Below are 17451 nucleotides of genomic sequence, written 5' to 3'. Positions count from 1 at the left end.
TCAGTCCTTGGTGACCCGGTTGATTTCTTCAAGGCTGGTGATGCCTTGCATGGCCTTGTGCAGCCCTGAGGTGCGCAGGTCGTCGAAGCCGTCGCGGCGCATCTGGCTGTCGATTTCCAGCGAGTTGCCTTCGGCCATGATCAGTCGTTGCAGCTCCGGTGTGTTTTTCACCACTTCATAAATCCCCACGCGACCCTTGTATCCGCCGTTGCAGTGATCGCAACCGAGCGGCTCGTAGATCGTGAAATGGCCGATGCGTTCCTCGGGGAAACCTTCCTTGAGCAGGGTTTCGCGAGGGATCTCGATGGCTTTCTTGCAGTGGCTGCATAACTTGCGCGCCAGACGCTGGGCGATGATCAGGCTGACCGACGTGGCGATGTTGAAACCGGGGATGCCCATATTGTGCAAACGGGTCAGGGTTTCCGCGGCGCTGTTGGTGTGCAGGGTCGACAGTACCAAGTGACCGGTCTGTGCCGCCTTGATGGCGATCTCGGCGGTTTCCAGGTCACGTATCTCGCCGACCATGATCACGTCCGGGTCCTGTCGCAGAAACGAGCGCAGGGCCTGGGCAAAGTCCAGCCCCTGCTTGGGATTGACGTTGACCTGGTTGATGCCTTCCATGTTGATCTCCACCGGGTCTTCGGCGGTGGAAATATTGATGTCGACGGTGTTGAGGATATTCAGGCCGGTGTACAGCGACACGGTCTTGCCCGAGCCGGTCGGGCCGGTGACCAGGATCATCCCTTGCGGTTGCTTGAGTGCAGCCATGTACAGGTCTTTCTGCGCCGGTTCATAGCCGAGGGCATCTATGCCGATCTGCGCGCTGGACGGGTCGAGAATCCGGATCACGACTTTTTCGCCCCACAGGGTCGGCAGCGTGTTGACCCGGAAATCGATCGACTTGCTCTTCGACAGGCGCATCTTGATCCGCCCGTCCTGCGGTTTGCGCCGTTCCGAGATATCGAGGCTGGCCATGACTTTCAGGCGCGCGGCAATGCGCCCGGCCAACTGGATCGGTGGCTTGGCCACTTCGCGCAGCATGCCGTCGGTGCGCACGCGCACTCGATAGTTCTTCTCGTAAGGTTCGAAGTGCAGGTCGGACGAGCCGCTCTTGATCGCGTCGAGCAGCATCTTGTGGACGAAACGCACCACCGGCGCATCGTCGGCGTCGAGTCCGGCAATGGCGTCCTGCTTGCTGTCGTCGATGGCTTCGACATCAAGGCCGTCGAGATCGACATCGGCCATGTCTTCGAGGCCACTGGCGTGGGTGTCGAAGAATTTTTCGATGGCTTCGGTGAGTTTGTCGTCCTCGACCAGAATGGCTTCGGTACTCAGCCCGGTGCTGAACTGGATGTCGTTGATCGCCTGATGGTTGCTCGGGTCGGAAATGCCCACGAACAGCTTGTTTCCGCGCCGCCACAAGGGCAGGGCGTGATGCTGGCGCACGAGTTTTTCGCTGACCAGTCCCTTGGGCTGGGTTTCCTTGTCCAGGCAATTGAGATCAAGGAACGCCATACCGAAATGCTCCGAGGCGATTTCCGCCACCTGCGAGCTCTTCACCAGTTTGTTCTGCACCAGATAACTGACCAGCGACAGCCGATTGCGCTGGGCCTGCTGCCAGGCCTGCTGGGCGCTTTTTTCCGTAAGCAGTTCGGCCTGCACCAATTGCTTGGCCAGACCGCTCAGAGCGATGTCATTCATGGGGATTCCGCACGCTAGCAGTTCATGACTTATAGCCTAGTCAAGTGACAGCGCCAAACACGTCAGGTGCAGGTGACAAAAAGTGTCAGATAGTGCGGTTGCAGGTTGTAGGAAACGGCGTTGCTTGCGCTTCCCGGCCAATGCACGGGGCCTGGACGGCGTTGGCATGGGCTGTGCTGATCCTTGTTCAGATCATGAGATTTCGACTCATGCATGGAGCGTGTCTATGAAAAAACAACAAGGTTTTACTCTGATCGAGCTGCTGATCGTTGTGGCGATCATCGGCATTCTGGCGACCATCGCCTTGCCGCAGTACTCCAAATATCAGGCGCGATCCAAGGTAACGGCGGGCCTGGCGGAAATTAGCGCACTGAAAGTGCCGTTCGAAGACACCATCAATCAAGGTACCAACCCGACGCTCGCTCTGGTCAAAGGGGATGCCGGCACCACCACATCCAACTGCGCGCTGACCGCTTCGGGCACTGCTGCCGATGGCGCGGGCACAATTGTTTGCACGATCGCCAATGCTCCGGCCCCTGTGCTGGGCAAAACCATTACGCTGACCCGTACCGCTGCCAACGGCTGGTCTTGCGGTACTACGGTATCCCCGGATTATTCGCCAAAAGGCTGCACCGCCAGCGGTACATGATCCGCGTTTTGGAGCTGAACCAAATGCCCCGCACTGCGGGGCATTTTTCATTGCCCGGCACTTCACAAAAGCTTCAATAATTTCAGCGTGTTAGGAACTTTCCAAAAAACCGCAACTTGCATGCGATTTAATCCGCAGTCATGCAAATTGCATGAATCCGAAAATTTGCGTTATTAGTAACTATTTGATTTATAACGATTTTATCTCTTTGAAAAAGTTGGCACAGCGTTCGCAATATCTACCGTAACCCTGCTGACAAGACACACAGCAGACTTTCCAGAAAAACAGGAGTTACTCGTATGAAGAAGTTCGCTATCACTGCCGCTGCTGCTACCGCGCTGACCCTGACCATGACCGGCGCTTTCGCACAAACCACCCAGGCTACCCAGGCTCCTATGACCCTGGCCGCCGGTGAAATGACCAAGGCTAAAGAAAGTACTTCCGATACCTGGATCACTACCAAAGTCAAAAGCGACCTGGTGACCGAAAAAGGCATTCCAGGCACCGACATCAAAGTAGAAACCAACAAAGGCGTTGTGTCGCTGTCGTCGACTGTAGCGATCACCGAAGCTCAGAAAACCACCGCAGTGAACATCACCAAGAAAATCAAAGGCGTCAAAGCGGTCTCCGCTGACGGCCTGAAAGCCGAGTAAGGCATGACTTCTCGCCTGGACCGGGAGAGGGCGCGACAGACGGGCCGAGCCATACGTCTGCCGCAACTTTAGAGTTCATGCGAACGGTTACACGGATGTAGCCATTACAGGCCCCGCCACTTGTGTCGGGGCTTGTTCTATTTCCTAGAAGCAAAAGATCGCAGCCTGCGGCAGCTCCTACAGGGAAACGCATTCCAATGTAGGAGCTGCCGCAGGCTGCGATCTTTTGCTCTTTCAGTTACCGCGTTTGCTGTTGATCTGCCGCAGTCGATTGCCTTCAAAGCGCAGGTATTGGTACATGCCGTTGTTAGGCCCGTACGTCCATTCCTCGACCTGAAACTCCTCGCGGCGATTGGCGCTGCGCTTGTAGCCCAATACATCACGCCCCACCGGTTCGCCGCACTTCTGCAGGACTTCGCTGGAACGGTCGCCGAGGCTGACCAACTGACTGCCACAGCGCAGGGTATCGGACGCCGATGCGTGACCGGCCGCGAGCGTCAGGGCCAGCGCAGCGATCCATTTGCTGTTCATCATTCGGCATCCAGATGCATTTGCGTCACCACCCGGCCATCGCTTTCGGCTTCACCAAGATTGGCGTCGATGAAATACACCCGGTCATCCGCGAGTTGGCCCTTGTCGACCAGATAATCCTTGATGCTGCTGGCGCGGTCCTGACCGAGCTGACGCAGCAGTACATCACTGCTGCTCCAGAACTGGATGATGCCTTCACGCATTTTTGCCGTACGTTCTTCCTTGCCCAGATCCTTCCATTCGGCCGGTGGCTGGGTTTTCAGACGGGTGCGATAAATGCCTTCGAGCAGCGGACCTTTCTCGCCGTCCGGCACTTGCAGCAAGGACGCTTGAGCCGGCACCTTGTCGCCACGGCGCTGGAGCATCTTGTAGTAGTTGTACTGGTATTCACGTTCCAGGCGTTGCTCGGCGAGCAACGGTCCGTCACTGCTTTTGGCGGCTGTGCCTTCGATTTCCAGGCGCAGGGCCGGACGCTCCTTCAGCGCTTGGGAGAGTTTCACCAGCGCCGCTTCAGCATCTTTGCTCAGGTCACTGGAGCCGGGCGCAAACGACACGGTGCCAAGGTCTTCCGAGCCGCCGCCACTGATCAGCCCGCCAATCATCTTGAAGGGTGCTGCAGCGGCTTTGACAATGAGGTTGCGCAGGGTCTGCCAGACAATCGGCATCACGCTAAACTGCGGATTGTTCAAGTCGCCGGTGACGGGCAATTCGATGGAGATCTTGCCGTCGACGTCCTTGAGCAAGGCGATCGCCAGTTTCAGCGGCAGGCTGACGGCGTCCGGGCTGTCGACTTTTTCGCCGAGTTGCAGTTGCTCGACCACCACTTTGTTCTCGGCCTTGAGCTGGCCCTTGGTGATCAGGTAATGCAGGTCGAGATTGAGCCGGCCCTTGCGGATCCGGTAACCGGCGAACTTGCCGGAGTAGGGGGTCAGGGTGGTCAGCTCGACGCGTTTGAAACTGGTGGCGATGTCGAGGCTGGCCATCGGGTCGAACGGATTGACCGCGCCCTTGATGGTCACTGGCGCATAACGGTCGACCTTGCCTTTGATGTCGACGCTGGCCGGTTTCGCCTGACGGCTGTCGATGGTGCCGATCTGACCGTTGAGTTGCTGCACGGCAGTGGCGAAGTTCGGTGTCAGGCTGAAGTCGGCGAAGTTGGCCGAGCCGTCATTGATCGCGATAGCGCCAATGTGAATGCCCAGCGGCTTGTCTTTGCTGGCTGGTTTGGCCGCGGCGGTTTTTGCGCCACCGTCGGCGGGCTGCGGGATCAGCAGGTCGTCGATGTTGGTGGTGCGATCGTCGTTGATCATGAAGCGCACATACGGCTGGAACAGATTGACCTTGTCGATCGACAGGCTGTCGCCGTGTTGATAGTTCAGGCCTTCGACCACCACTTGCTGCCACTTGAGGAAGTCGCGGGTTTTCAGGGTGTCGAGGGTGTGCAGTTGATCGATCTGTGCACGCCCGGTCACGCTGAGCGCCAACGGTGCGGTGCTCTTGAGATTGACCTTGAGGTCACTGCCGAGCATGCCGCTGCGCAGTTCCAGGCGAATGAACGGATTGATGTAGGACTGCGCGACACGCAGGTCGATGTCCTGGGTCTTGACGTTGAGCTGAGCGTTGACCGGTGCCAGATTGACCGTGCCGTCGGCGCTGATCTTGCCTTGCTTGCCCAGCCCGCTCTCGAGCTTGAGCTTGAAGGGCGAGCCGTTGAGGCTGTCGAAACCCTCCAGGTCGACGTTCAGCGGCGTGATATCCAGCGCCACCGGCGGATTCGCCGAGCGATCAGCCAAATGGACGGTGTAGTTGCGCAACTGCACGTCTTTGAGCAGTACCTGCCACGGTTTGCTCGGCGCTGTCGGTTCGGCTTTCGGCGAATCTGCGGCGGCCGGTGTACTGGCCGGTTCGGCAGCAGCTTTGGCGGCGGGTTTCGACGGTTGGCTGGCGAACAGTTTTTGCCAGTCCAGTTGGCCGTCGGCTTCCAGCGCGGCCCAGGTTTCGAGTTTCTGGCTGCGGATCTTGCCGACCACTACCTGCTGTTTGGCCAGGTCAACGCTGGTTTCGCTGACGTCGAGGCGTTCGAGTTTCGCCAGCTGGCGCCCGTCCGGAGCCTTGATCGCGAAAGGCGCGATGCTCACCGCGACGTTGTTCAGCAGCAGTTCGGTTTGTTTCGACAGATTGAGTTTGTATTCAGTGCTGAGGCTGATCACGCCGTCTTCGAGCACCAGCGGCACGGAGTCGCGCACGTAAGGCCAGAACGCTTTCATCTTGCCGTCGGTGACTTTCAGGGTGCCTTCGGAGGTGAACGGGATCAGGCTGAAATTACCGCTCCAGTCGATCCGCCCGCCCGCAGGGCCGATGGCGACCAGAGTCATGTCGGCGCTGTCTTCGGGCAAGGTGCTGAGGTTTTTCAGCTCGAAGCTCAAGTCGTCGTAGAGGAATTCGATGGGCTCGCTGGGACGCACATCCTGGAAGTGCACGACGCCGCCGGCGAGTTTGATGTTGTCGATGCGCAGCGGGAAGGGTTTGGCGTTCGGATCGGTCGGTGTCGGTTCGCTTGGCGGTACATTGAACAGGCCGAGCAGGTTGAGCTTGCCGTCTTTGGCGAAGAGAATTTCGCTCTTCGGTTTGTCCAGCTCGATGTCGGACAGGTGTAGCGCTTTTGTCCACAGGCTGTCGATTTGCAGGTTGGCGTAAAGGCGTTCGAAACCGACCTGCTCCTTGCCCGGCTCACCAATGACCAGACCCCACAGGGTGACCTCAAGGCTGAACGGGTTGAGCTCGATGCGCTGGATGTGTGCCGGCACCGTGGCGTAGTTAGCCAGTTGCTGGTTGGCCACGCGCAGGGCAATGCCCGGCAAAATCAGAAACCCCAGCAGGCTGTAAAGGGCCAGAGCAGTCAACAAGGCGCCTATTGCGCGAATCAATCCTTTGGGCATGTGCGGCTTCATCTGTCTGAATCGGAGTGCCTTGGAGTATGGCACGCGATTCTGGTTCCGAAGTACATCGCTTGGGTCAGGATTGTTCAGATTTGTCTGGAAATATGCACGACTGTGTAGGAGCTGCCGAAGGCTGCGATCTTTTGATCTTGTTTTAAAAAAGACAAAATCAAAAGATCGCAGCCTTCGGCAGCTCCTACAGGGATCTTCTTATAGCTGCAGGATCAGGGTTTTCAGTGGCGGTTGCTGATCCATGGATGGGAAGTCCGCACCCGGGGTCATCACACTCCACTCACGCACCGGGCGGCCAGCCTTTTCGGCGCAGCGCAGGACTTGTTCGCGCCAGTCGTCCATGCTGACTTTCGCCAGGTTGTTGCAGCAGATCAGCACGCCATTGTCGGCGGTGGTCAGCAGCGCTGGCTTGAGCAGGCTCTGATAGTCGCGCAGCAAGTCGACGGTGCCGAACGCGCTTTTGGCCCAGGCCGGAGGATCGAGCAGCACCAGATCGTATTGACGCTGATCGAGGCGTTGATAACTCGGCAGCTTCTGCCCGCGGCGCTGACTGATCGGCAGGCCGGCGAGTTGGCGGATCGCCGGGAAGTAATCGGACTGGATGAATTGCATCTCGGGCAATTGCGGGTTGAGCAGACCGTTCTCGCGACCGACCGCCAGGTTGCCTTCGGCGAAGTCCAGGTTGCACACCTCACGCGCGCCACCGGCTGCCGCACTGAGGCCAACGCCACAGGTGTAGGCGAACAGGTTGAGTACGCTTTTGCCTTTGGCGTGATCCTTGACCCAGCCGCGCGTGTTGCGCAGGTCGAGGAACAGCAACGGATCCTGTCCGGCGTGGCGTCCGCGCACGCGATAATTCAGGCCCCATTCGTGACCGACGAGATCGGCCAGCGCCGCGTCGTCGGCTTTATAGACGCTGTCTTCACGATCAATGCGCGAATTGCCACGGGAGCGGTCGTTGTAGACCAGCAGGGTTTCCAGGCCCAGGGTCTGGTTGACCATGCCGTGCAATTGCAGCAGTTCGTCACGCTCCAGCGTCTGGTGAAAGCTCTGCACCAGCAATTGCGGACCGTAGCGGTCGATGGTCAGACCGCCGGCGCCTTCCTGGCTGCCGTGGAACAGCCGATAGCAATCGGTGCCCTGGCGGTGCAGCTCGGCCAGCAAATCCTGGCGTTGATCGAGGGCGGCGCGCAGCGCCTGATTCAAGGAAGACATGCATGCGCCTTGCTGGAGAGAATGGGGGCGCGGGAGTTTATCAGCTTGGCGAGCGATCGAGTGGCTACCATCGCGAGCAGGCTCACTCCTACAAGGGAGTTATGTTGCATACGAATCTCCTGTAGGAGTGAGCCTGCTCGCGATGCTTTCAGGTGATCAAACCCATCCGGCGTTTGGCACGTTGCACCGAGCCATTGCGCATCGCCCAGCGCAGCATGGGCGCGCTGCGTTTGACGCTGGCGCGAATCAGTTGACGTTGCAACGAGCTCTGGCGGACATCAAGCATGTCGCTGGCCCAGTCCGGCAGCAGATCAATCCCCGCCTTCATCATCAGATCGCCAAACGGTCGCGCCAGAGCACTCGGCGCCGGCGCGGCCAATAACAGGCGCAAGACTTCACGGCTGCGGCCATCGCACAGCAACTGTGGGCGCATGCCTTGCAGATATTCGGCCACAGCCAGCCGCGACTTGGGCACATCGCGTGCGCCCAGACGTTCGGCGACCACGGCGATTTCCGCGTAGTAACGATCCTGATCCGAAACGGACAACTGCGGATTGCGATAACGTAAATGGGCGCCGAGAAAGTTGCTGACCTCGGCCACGTGCACCCACGTCAGCAGGTCCGGATCGCTCGCCGCATAAGGTCGGCCATCCGGCGCGGTGCCGACCACTTGCAGGTGAATGGTGCGGACTTTCTCGATCAACCAGTCGGCATCACGCCTGGAGCCAAACGTGGTGCCGGAGACAAACTGACTGGTGCGGCGCAAGCGTCCGAGCATGTCCTGGCGAAAGTTCGAATGATCCCAAACCCCAGCCAGCGCTAGTGGATGCAGGGCTTGCAGCAATAATGCGCTGATGCCGCCGATCAACATGCTGCTGAAATCGCCGTGCACCTGCCAACTGATCGAGTCGGGGCCGAACAGGCCGGGATCGCCCTTGGGATTTTCCAGGTCGAGTTGGCCGAGGGACAACCCGGTCAGGCTCATGAGTTGCTGTTCGATGCGACTGCGGATGAATTCCATGACCACTCTGTGAAGATGGGCGGGCGCGACCGGTTGGCCGCGCCCGAAGTGTTACTGATTGAGGCGCTTGTCGATCAAACCCTGCACCACACTCGGATCGGCCAGCGTCGAGGTGTCACCGAGGCTGTCGAGTTCGTTGCAGGCGATCTTGCGCAAGATGCGCCGCATGATCTTGCCTGAGCGGGTTTTCGGCAAGGCCGGCGCCCACTGGATCAGGTCCGGTTTGGCGAAGCTGCCGATTTCCTTGCTGACGTGGGCCAGCAGTTCCTTCTTCAGATCGTCATTCGGCTCGGCGCCATTCATGGGCGTGACGAAGGCGTAGATGCCCTGGCCTTTGACGTCGTGCGGGTAACCGACCACAGCGGCCTCGGCGATGCTGTCGTGCAGCACCAGCGCGCTTTCCACTTCGGCGGTGCCGATGCGATGGCCGGAGACGTTGATCACATCGTCGATGCGCCCTGTGATCCAGTAATCACCGTCCTCGTCGCGGCGCGCGCCGTCGCCAGTGAAGTAGTAACCGGGGTAGGGTTTGAAATAAGTGTCGACCATTCGCTGCGGGTCGCCGTAGACGCTACGGATCTGTGCCGGCCAACTCGACTTGATCGCTAGCACGCCGCTGCCAGCGCCTTTGATTTCCTTGCCTTGCTCGTCGAGCAGCACCGGTTGCACGCCAAACATTGGCTGGGTGGCGCAGCCCGGTTTGATCCGTTGGGCGCTGACCAGCGGGCTGAGCATGATGCCGCCGGTTTCGGTCTGCCACCAGGTATCGACAATCGGGCAGCGTTGTTCGCCGACCACATTGAAATACCATTCCCACGCTTCCGGGTTGATCGGCTCACCGACGCTGCCGAGTAATCTGAGGCTGGCGCGCGACGTTTCCTTCAACGGTTCGGCCCCTTCGCGCATCAACGCACGCAGGGCGGTGGGTGCGGTGTAGAAAATGTTGACCTTGTGTTTATCGATCACCTGCCAGAATCGTGAGCTGCTCGGGTAGCTCGGCACGCCTTCGAACATCAACGTGGTCGCGCCGTTTGCCAGCGGGCCGTAGACGATGTAGCTGTGGCCGGTAACCCAACCGACGTCGGCGGTGCACCAGAACACTTCGCCGTCGCGGTAATCGAGCACGTACTTGAAGGTCATCGCGGCTTGCAGCAAATAGCCGCCGGTGGTGTGCAGCACGCCTTTGGGTTTGCCGGTGCTGCCGGAGGTGTAGAGGATGAACAGCGGGTCTTCGGCATCCATCGGCTCCGGCGGGCAATCGTCGCTGACATCGCGCACGGCCTGGTGATACCAGAGGTCGCGGCCCTCGACCCAGTCGACCTTGCCTTGGCTGCGTTCGACCACCACCACGGTGCTGACGTCCGGGCAACTTAGCAGGGCTTTGTCGACGTTCTGTTTCAACGGCACGAACTTGCCGCCGCGCACGCCTTCGTCGGCGGTGATCACGGTGCGGCAGTCGGCATCGAGAATGCGGTCACGCAGGGAGTCCGGGGAGAATCCGCCAAACACCACTGAATGGATCGCGCCAATCCGCGAACAGGCGAGCATGGCGTACGCGGCTTCGGGGATCATCGGCATGTAGATGCACACCCGGTCGCCTTTCTTCACGCCACGGCTTTTCAGCACGTTGGCCAGCCGGCAGACATGGTGGTGGAGTTTTTTGTAAGTGATTTGCGCTGATTCCGCAGGGTCGTCGCCTTCCCAAAGGAGGGCGGTCTGCTCGCCGCGTTGTTCCAGGTGGCGGTCGATGCAATTGTAGCTGACGTTCAGTTTGCCCCCGGCAAACCAGGCGGCTTCACCGGTTTTCAGGTCGTAGCGCTGAACGGTCTGCCACGGCGTGCTCCAGTCGAGGAAGCGCGTGGCCTGTTCGGCCCAGAAGGTGCTGGGGTGTTCAATGGATTCGCGGTACAGGCGCTGATAGTCGTCCTGACTCAACTGAGCAGCCCGGCGGACGGCATCGGCTTTGGGGAACGTGCTGATATCGAACATGACGGTTCCTTATTCTTGTTGTGCGAAGAATAAAGATGCGCCGAGAGTGCAAAGGGTTCAAGCCGGATAGGTAACCTGATGACTGAGCCTGATAAATGCCCCCCTAAAACAACTGTAGGAGTGAGCCTGCTCGCGATAGCGGTGTGTCATTCAACATCAACGCTGACTGATACACCGCTATCGCGAGCAGGCTCACTCCTACAAAGGATCTCTGTGCCCAAAGGATTTGGGTTGAGCCAAAGCCTGTGGGCCGAGCCATCCAATCAACCGCGGTGACGACCGCGGAAGTAGTTGATCAGGCCCTGAGTGGACGGATCGTCAGCGTTGCTTTCATCGCTGCCGACCAGGCGGTTGTAGACGCCTTTGCCCAGTTCCTTGCCCAGTTCCACGCCCCACTGGTCGAAGGCGTTGATGCCCCAGACCACGCTTTGCACGAACACTTTGTGCTCATACATTGCCACCAGTGCGCCGAGACGACGCGGGCTGATGCGTTCAACCACCAGGGTGTTGCTCGGACGGTTGCCCGGGATCACCTTGTGCGGTGCGAGTTTGTGCACCTGCTCTTCGCTCATGCCCTTGTCGCGCAACTCTTGCTCGGCTTCCGGCAAGGTCTTGCCGAGCATCAGCGCCTGGCTCTGCGACAGACAGTTGGCGTACAGCCACTGGTGGTGGTCGGAGACCGGGTTGAAGCTGACGATCGGCACGATGAAGTCGGCCGGAATCAGTTGGGTACCTTGATGCAGCAACTGGTGGTAGGCGTGCTGACCGTTGCAGCCGACGCCGCCCCAGATCACCGGACCGGTATCGGTCGATACGGCGGTGCCGTCCTGACGCACGCTCTTGCCGTTGGATTCCATGTCCAGCTGTTGCAAGTGCTTGGTGATGTTGCGCAGGTAGTGGTCGTACGGCAGGATCGCGTGGCTTTGCGCGCCCCAGAAGTTGCCGTACCAGACACCGAGCAACGCCAGCAGCACCGGCATGTTCTGTTCGAACGGCGCGGTCTGGAAATGCTGGTCCATGGTGTAGGCACCGGACAGCAGTTCCTTGAAGTTGGACATGCCGATGGCCAGAGCAATTGGCAAACCGATCGCCGACCACAGCGAATAACGACCGCCAACCCAGTCCCACATCGGGAAGATGTTTTCTTCGCGGATACCGAACGCCACGGCAGCGGCGTTGTTGCTCGAAACGGCGATGAAGTGACGATACAGCTCGGCTTCCGAACCGCCCTGCGCCAGGTACCAGGCACGTGCGGCCTGAGCGTTTTTCAGGGTTTCGAGGGTGTTGAAGGACTTCGACGAAACGATGAACAGCGTAGTTTCGGCACGCAGTTTTTGCGTCAGTTCGTGGAACTCGCTGCCGTCGATGTTCGCCAGATAGTGGCAACGCACGCCTTTCTGCGCGTACGACAACAACGCTTCGGAGACCAGCTCAGGGCCGAGGAACGAGCCACCGATGCCGATATTGACCACGTCGGTGATCGGCTTCTCGGTGTAGCCACGCCACAGACCGTCATGAATGCGCCCGACCAGATCGGTGATCTGGTTGAGCACCTTGTGGACTTCCGGCATCACGTTGACGCCGTTGACCGACAGCTTGTCGCCCACCGGGCGGCGCAGGGCGGTGTGCAGCGCCGGGCGGCCTTCGGACGAGTTGACGATTTCGCCGTCGAACAGCGCTTTGATTGCGCCCTTCAGATCGACTTCATTGGCCAGACCCACCAGCAGATTGCGGGTCTCGGCGTTGATCAAATTCTTCGAATAATCGAGAAACAGTCCGCAACTGCTGAGGGTGAACTGATTGAAGCGCTGCGGATCGGCGTTGAAGGCTTCGCGCATGCTGAAATCCTGCATGGCTTGGCGGTGATCTTTCAACGCTTGCCAGGCGGGCAGAGCGGTAACGTCGTGAGGAGTGCGGTAGTACGCCATCGCTGCGGTTTTCCTTTTTACTTGAACGGCCTTTTGAACACTGAACAGCCACGACACGCCATGTTTGGGCGTGGGGCCAACTGTGTCGACACGATTTCTGGACACAGGGCGAATACAGTAAACCTCGCGCTGCGTTCTGTCTTGACTTTGTCTGACCAGATCCCTGTACTTTTTTAACATCGAGAGCGGGAACTGGCCGACCAACGGAGGGTGAGCGGGGCGATAACGCGATCAGGCGAGCTGAACCGGGATGGCATTGCTGGTATGGCTCAGCTCATTGCCCGGGGCCATGTAGAGCATGCGCGGCTTGAAATTGACCAGCTCCGCTTCGCTGTAGTGGGCGTAGGCGCAGATGATCACCCGGTCGCCGACCTTGGCCTTGTGCGCGGCGGCGCCGTTGACCGAGATCATCCGCGAGCCTTCTTCGCCACGGATTGCGTAGGTGGTGAAACGCTCGCCGTTGTCGACGTTGTAAATCTGGATCTGCTCGTATTCACGGATGCCAGACAAGTCCAGCCATTCGCCATCGATGGCGCACGAACCTTCGTAGTCGAGCACCGCATGAGTGACTTCGGCGCGGTGCAGTTTGGCCTTGAGCATGATCGCGTGCATGAGGGGTTTCCCGGGTTGGAATCGAACGGCGGGCAGTGTGCCCGAAGGCTTTGGGGCCGGCAATACAACGCAAAAGATCGCAGCCTGCGGCAGCTCCTACAGAGCGAATAGGTAGGAGCTGCCGCAGGCTGCGATCTTTTGATCTTGCCGTTAAACCGAGGTATCGAGATTCAGGTGCAGGTTGTCGATCAACCGTGTAGTGCCGAGGAACGCGGCCACCAGAATCACCAGGTCACGGTCTTCAGCCGTCGCCGGACGCAAGGTCAGGGCGTGACGGATTTCCAGGTAATCCGGACGCAGGCCAGCGGCTTCGAGTTGTTGCAACTGAGCGTTGATCAGCGCCGGGAAGTCGCGTTCGCCTTGCTTGATCGACTCGGCAATGTTGCTCAGCGAGCGATAGACCACCGGAGCCACCGCGCGTTGCTCCTCATTGAGGAAGCCGTTGCGCGACGACAGCGCCAGGCCGTCGGCAGCGCGTACGGTCGGCTCGCCAATGATCTGGATCGGCATGTTCAGGTCATGCACCAACGCGCGGATGACCGCCAGTTGCTGATAATCCTTCTGGCCGAAAATCGCCAGATCCGGCTGGACCATGTTGAACAGCTTGCTGACCACCGTCGCGACACCTTCGAAGTGCCCCGGACGACTGGCGCCGCAGAGGCCTTCGGACAGTTGCGGCACGCTGACCCGGGTCTGCCCGGCCATGCCGTCGGGGTACATTTCCTCGACCGTCGGCGCGAACAGCAGGGAGCAACCGGCTTCAAGAAGTTTTTCCTGATCGGCTGCGAGGGTACGAGGGTACTTGTCGAGGTCTTCGCCGGCGCCGAATTGCAGCGGGTTGACGAAAATACTCGCGACGACGAAGTCCACGCGTTGGGTGGCTTTGGTCACCAGCGCAACATGGCCGCTGTGCAGGTTGCCCATGGTCGGCACGAAGCCGATGCGCTTGCCTTCTTTGCGCGCGCGGGCGACGGCGGCGCGCAGTTCGCGTACGGTTTTTACGGTGTTCATGCAGAGAATCCGTGTTCGATACCAGGGAACGTGGTGGCTTTGACTTCGCTGACGTAAGCCTTCAGTGCGGACTGGATGCTGTCCTGGCCGTGCATGAAGTTCTTGACGAATTTTGGTACGCGGCCAGTGATCGACAGGCCGAGCATGTCGTGCAGTACCAGCACCTGACCGTCGGTGGCGTTACCGGCGCCGATGCCGATGACCGGGATCTTCACTGCCTGACTGATTTCTGCGGCCAGTTCGCTCGGTACGCATTCGAGCAGCAGCATCGCCGCGCCGGCCTGTTCCAGCGAGATCGCATCGGCACGCATCTGCCGCGCCTGGTTCTCGTTGCGGCCCTGCACTTTATAGCCGCCGAGAATGTTCACCGCTTGCGGGGTCAGGCCCATGTGCGCGCAGACCGGCACACCGCGTTCGGCGAGCAGACGGATCGACTCGGCCAGCCACAACTGACCTTCGACCTTGATCATGTGCGCGCCGGCCTGCATCAGCATGGCGCTGTTGCTCATGGTTTGTTCGAGGGTGGCGTTGGCCATGAAGGGCAGGTCGGCGAGGATCAGCGCGTCGGTGTTGCCGCGTTTGACGCTGGCGGTGTGGTAGGCCATTTCTGCGGTGGTCACCGGCAAAGTGCTGTCATGACCTTGCAGGACCATGCCGAGGGAGTCGCCCACCAGCAGCACTTCGACACCAGCTTCGTTGCAGGCTTGGGCGAAGGTCGCGTCATAGCAAGTCAGCATGGTGATCTTTTCACCTTTCTGCTTGAGGCTCTGGAGCGTGGTCAGGGTGATGGCTGGCATGTAAAAAATCCTCGTTCAGGCGCTCTGGAAACTACTGCGAGTAACGCGCGTGATTCTTCATCTACTCAGGCGCACGCTCTTTTGTCGTGCTTATAAGGCCTGGATTGCGCCCGTATGTGCCGGGTTGGCGGCAGCGGGACGCCTATAGTCGTGATGAGCCAACAGGAAGTCAATTGCGTGTGTTACCGCAATGTTACGAGGGGAGTGTTACCGGCGTTACTGATGCGATTCAGCGGCACGACGGGCCTGATTCGAGGGCTTTTTGTCCGACAAAAATCCTGGGTGAGGAATAAACCAATGTGGGAGCGAGCCTGCTCGCGAAGGCGGCGGATCAGTCAACATGGTGTTGAATGACACACCGCTTTCGCGAGCAGGCTCGCTCCCACAGGGGATTGCAATCAATCTGTCGGGAGGCGTTCGAGGCCGACGAACGGGCAGGCGGCCAGCAGGTCGGGAAGGCTGCGGCCGTCGGGCAGGCGCAGCTCCGGCGGAGCCAGTTCGGCGAGGGGATAGAGCACGAAGGCGCGTTCCTGAATCTGGTAATGCGGGACTTTCAGGCGTGGCTCGTCGATCAGTCGATCGCCGAACAGCAGAATGTCCAGATCCAGTGTGCGCGGACCCCAGCGCTCAAGACGTTCGCGGCCCTGATCATTCTCGATCGCCTGCAACGCATCGAGCAGTTGCAGAGGGGCGAGCGCGCTGTCGAGCGCGGCAACCGCGTTGGTGTAACGCGGTTGGCCGGGCAACAACGAATCGCTTTGATAGAAGGCGGAAACACCGGCGAGGGTCGTCTGCGGCAATTGCCCCAGCGCCTCGACGGCGCTGCGCAATTGTTCGGCAGGGTCAGCGAGGTTGCTGCCCATGCCGATGTAGATGCGTTCCATGCGTTACTCGCCGGTCGAAGCGCTCGGGGCGCCGGCGCGTTTGCGCTTGGAACCGCCACTGCGGCGACGTTTGCGCGGAGCACCGCTGCCGCCCTCGTCCTTGCCGCTGAGGTCGCGGATCATGTCGCGACGCTCACTTTCGTTGGCGTCCTGATAGTCCGTCCACCATTCGCCGAGGCCATCAGTCTCCTCGCCAGCGCTTTCACGCAGCAGCAGGAAGTCGTAACCGGCGCGGAAACGCGGATTGTCCAGCAACAGGTCGGCACGTTTGCCGCTGCGACGTGGCAGGCGCTCCTGCATGTCCCAGATCTCGCGGATCGGCATGGTGAAGCGCTTCGGAATCGCGATACGCTGGCACTGTTCAGCAATCAACTCGTGCGCGCCTTCCTGCATCGCCGGAATCGGCGGCATGCCCCGTTCCTGCAAGCGCAACACGCGGGCCGGCAGGGCAGGCCACAACAGCGCGGCAAACAGGAACGCCGGGGTCACCGGTTTGTTCTGCTTGATGCGCAGGTCGGTGTTGGTCAGCGCTTCGCTGATCAGCGTGTGGGTGTATTCCGGGTTGTGTTCCAGTGCATCGGCACTGGCCGGGAACAGCGGCGCAAACAGTTGCAGATCGACGAGCATTTCGAAGGTGATCGCGCCGTGCCCCGAGAGGAACAGCTTGAGTACTTCTTCGAACAGACGCGCCGAAGGGATCTCGCGCAGCATCGGTGCCAGTTCACGGATCGGCTGCACAGTGTGCTTTTCGATGCCGAAGTTGAGCTTGGCGGCAAAACGCACGGCGCGCAGCATGCGTACCGGGTCTTCCTGGTAACGCTGCTTCGGATCGCCGATCAAGCGGATCAGGTGATTGCGGATGTCGTGTACGCCATTGGCGTAATCGAGGATGCGCTCGCTGACCGGATCGTAATACAGGGCGTTGATGGTGAAATCGCGGCGTTGCGCGTCTTCTTCCAGGGTGCCGTAAACGTTGTCGCGCAGAATCCGCCCGCTCTCGTTACGCGAAGACTGGTTGCTGTCTTCGTCGTCTTCGTTTTGCGGGTGATTGGCGCGGAAGGTCGCGACTTCGATGATTTCGCGACCGAAGTGGATATGCACCAGTTTGAAGCGACGGCCGATGATCCGCGCATTGCGGAATTCGGCACGGACTTGCTCGGGTGTGGCGCTGGTGGCGACGTCGAAATCCTTGGGCGTGATGCCCAGCAGCATGTCACGCACGCAACCGCCGACCAGATAAGCCTGGTAACCGGCACCTTGCAGACGTTCGACGATATTCACCGCATAGCGGCTGAACTGCGTTTTCTGCAGCGAATGTTGGCCGCTGTTGAGCACTTCAGGGGTGCTGCGGATGTGTTGCGTACGACGCACGGGAGTTCGGAATGACTGGAACAACTTCTTCAGCATGGGATGCACTGTTTGAAGGAATGTTCGGCCATACCAAAGAATGACCGCATGATGGGCGCAGATTCTAGCATTTAGTCGGGGGATGGTGTAGGACACGGCAGA

General features: G+C 59.7%; 14 protein-coding genes. 2 read left to right on the top strand and 12 right to left on the bottom strand.

The window, feature by feature from the left end; translation table 11 throughout:
* Window positions 1-1701: a type IV-A pilus assembly ATPase PilB gene (pilB, locus tag QOL84_RS22810; protein ID WP_283438705.1), complete on the bottom strand. Its 1701-nt coding sequence runs from the start codon at window positions 1699-1701 to the stop codon at window positions 1-3.
* Between the two features lie 226 nt (window positions 1702-1927).
* On the opposite strand from pilB, the gene QOL84_RS22805 reads away from it, so the two are divergent.
* Both QOL84_RS22805 and QOL84_RS22800 read left to right on the top strand, forming a co-directional pair.
* The gene (locus QOL84_RS22805; protein ID WP_283438704.1) at window positions 1928-2350 is read left to right on the top strand and encodes a pilin; all 423 of its coding nucleotides are present in this window, start codon (window positions 1928-1930) and stop codon (window positions 2348-2350) included.
* 299 nt (window positions 2351-2649) lie between these two features.
* Window positions 2650-3003 (top strand): BON domain-containing protein, encoded by a 354-nt coding sequence (locus tag QOL84_RS22800; RefSeq protein ID WP_129395552.1) that lies wholly within the window; start codon window positions 2650-2652, stop codon window positions 3001-3003.
* 234 nt (window positions 3004-3237) lie between these two features.
* Here the strand turns inward: QOL84_RS22800 and QOL84_RS22795 are convergent, their stop codons facing one another.
* From QOL84_RS22795 to QOL84_RS22745, 11 genes are all read right to left on the bottom strand, one after another.
* The gene (locus QOL84_RS22795; RefSeq protein WP_283438703.1) at window positions 3238-3534 is read right to left on the bottom strand and encodes a DUF2845 domain-containing protein; all 297 of its coding nucleotides are present in this window, start codon (window positions 3532-3534) and stop codon (window positions 3238-3240) included.
* Window positions 3534-6485, bottom strand: a complete 2952-nt coding sequence (locus tag QOL84_RS22790; RefSeq protein ID WP_283438702.1) for a DUF748 domain-containing protein — start codon at window positions 6483-6485, stop codon at window positions 3534-3536. The genes QOL84_RS22795 and QOL84_RS22790 overlap by 1 nt, the downstream gene beginning before the upstream one ends.
* Before the next feature lie 198 nt (window positions 6486-6683).
* Complete coding sequence (locus QOL84_RS22785; protein WP_283438701.1) at window positions 6684-7700, bottom strand: class I SAM-dependent rRNA methyltransferase; 1017 nt, start codon at window positions 7698-7700, stop codon at window positions 6684-6686.
* A gap of 148 nt (window positions 7701-7848) precedes the next feature.
* Window positions 7849-8721: an oxygenase MpaB family protein gene (locus QOL84_RS22780; RefSeq protein WP_283438700.1), complete on the bottom strand. Its 873-nt coding sequence runs from the start codon at window positions 8719-8721 to the stop codon at window positions 7849-7851.
* A gap of 51 nt (window positions 8722-8772) precedes the next feature.
* Window positions 8773-10710: an acetate--CoA ligase gene (acs, locus tag QOL84_RS22775; RefSeq protein WP_283438699.1), complete on the bottom strand. Its 1938-nt coding sequence runs from the start codon at window positions 10708-10710 to the stop codon at window positions 8773-8775.
* Between the two features lie 263 nt (window positions 10711-10973).
* The gene (gene pgi / locus QOL84_RS22770; RefSeq protein ID WP_129395546.1) at window positions 10974-12638 is read right to left on the bottom strand and encodes a glucose-6-phosphate isomerase; all 1665 of its coding nucleotides are present in this window, start codon (window positions 12636-12638) and stop codon (window positions 10974-10976) included.
* 231 nt (window positions 12639-12869) lie between these two features.
* Window positions 12870-13250 carry an aspartate 1-decarboxylase gene (panD, locus tag QOL84_RS22765; RefSeq protein WP_003205654.1) on the bottom strand — a complete coding sequence of 127 codons (381 nt, stop codon included), beginning with the start codon at window positions 13248-13250 and terminating at the stop codon, window positions 12870-12872.
* 150 nt (window positions 13251-13400) lie between these two features.
* The gene (panC, locus tag QOL84_RS22760) at window positions 13401-14261 is read right to left on the bottom strand and encodes a pantoate--beta-alanine ligase (RefSeq protein ID WP_283438698.1); all 861 of its coding nucleotides are present in this window, start codon (window positions 14259-14261) and stop codon (window positions 13401-13403) included.
* Window positions 14258-15058: a 3-methyl-2-oxobutanoate hydroxymethyltransferase gene (panB, locus tag QOL84_RS22755; RefSeq protein WP_129395543.1), complete on the bottom strand. Its 801-nt coding sequence runs from the start codon at window positions 15056-15058 to the stop codon at window positions 14258-14260. Before panB ends, panC begins: the two co-directional genes overlap by 4 nt.
* 398 nt (window positions 15059-15456) lie before the next feature.
* Complete coding sequence (folK, locus tag QOL84_RS22750) at window positions 15457-15942, bottom strand: 2-amino-4-hydroxy-6-hydroxymethyldihydropteridine diphosphokinase (RefSeq protein ID WP_283438697.1); 486 nt, start codon at window positions 15940-15942, stop codon at window positions 15457-15459.
* 3 nt (window positions 15943-15945) lie between these two features.
* Complete coding sequence (locus tag QOL84_RS22745; protein WP_283438696.1) at window positions 15946-17349, bottom strand: polynucleotide adenylyltransferase PcnB; 1404 nt, start codon at window positions 17347-17349, stop codon at window positions 15946-15948.
* Window positions 17350-17451 lie beyond the last annotated feature (102 nt).

The sequence above is a fragment of the Pseudomonas helmanticensis genome (genome assembly GCF_900182985.1).
In the GTDB taxonomy this organism is placed as follows: Bacteria; Pseudomonadota; Gammaproteobacteria; order Pseudomonadales; family Pseudomonadaceae; genus Aquipseudomonas; species Aquipseudomonas helmanticensis.
Note: the sequence above shows the minus strand (reverse complement) of the source record. Positions and strands in the feature narration are given on the sequence as shown.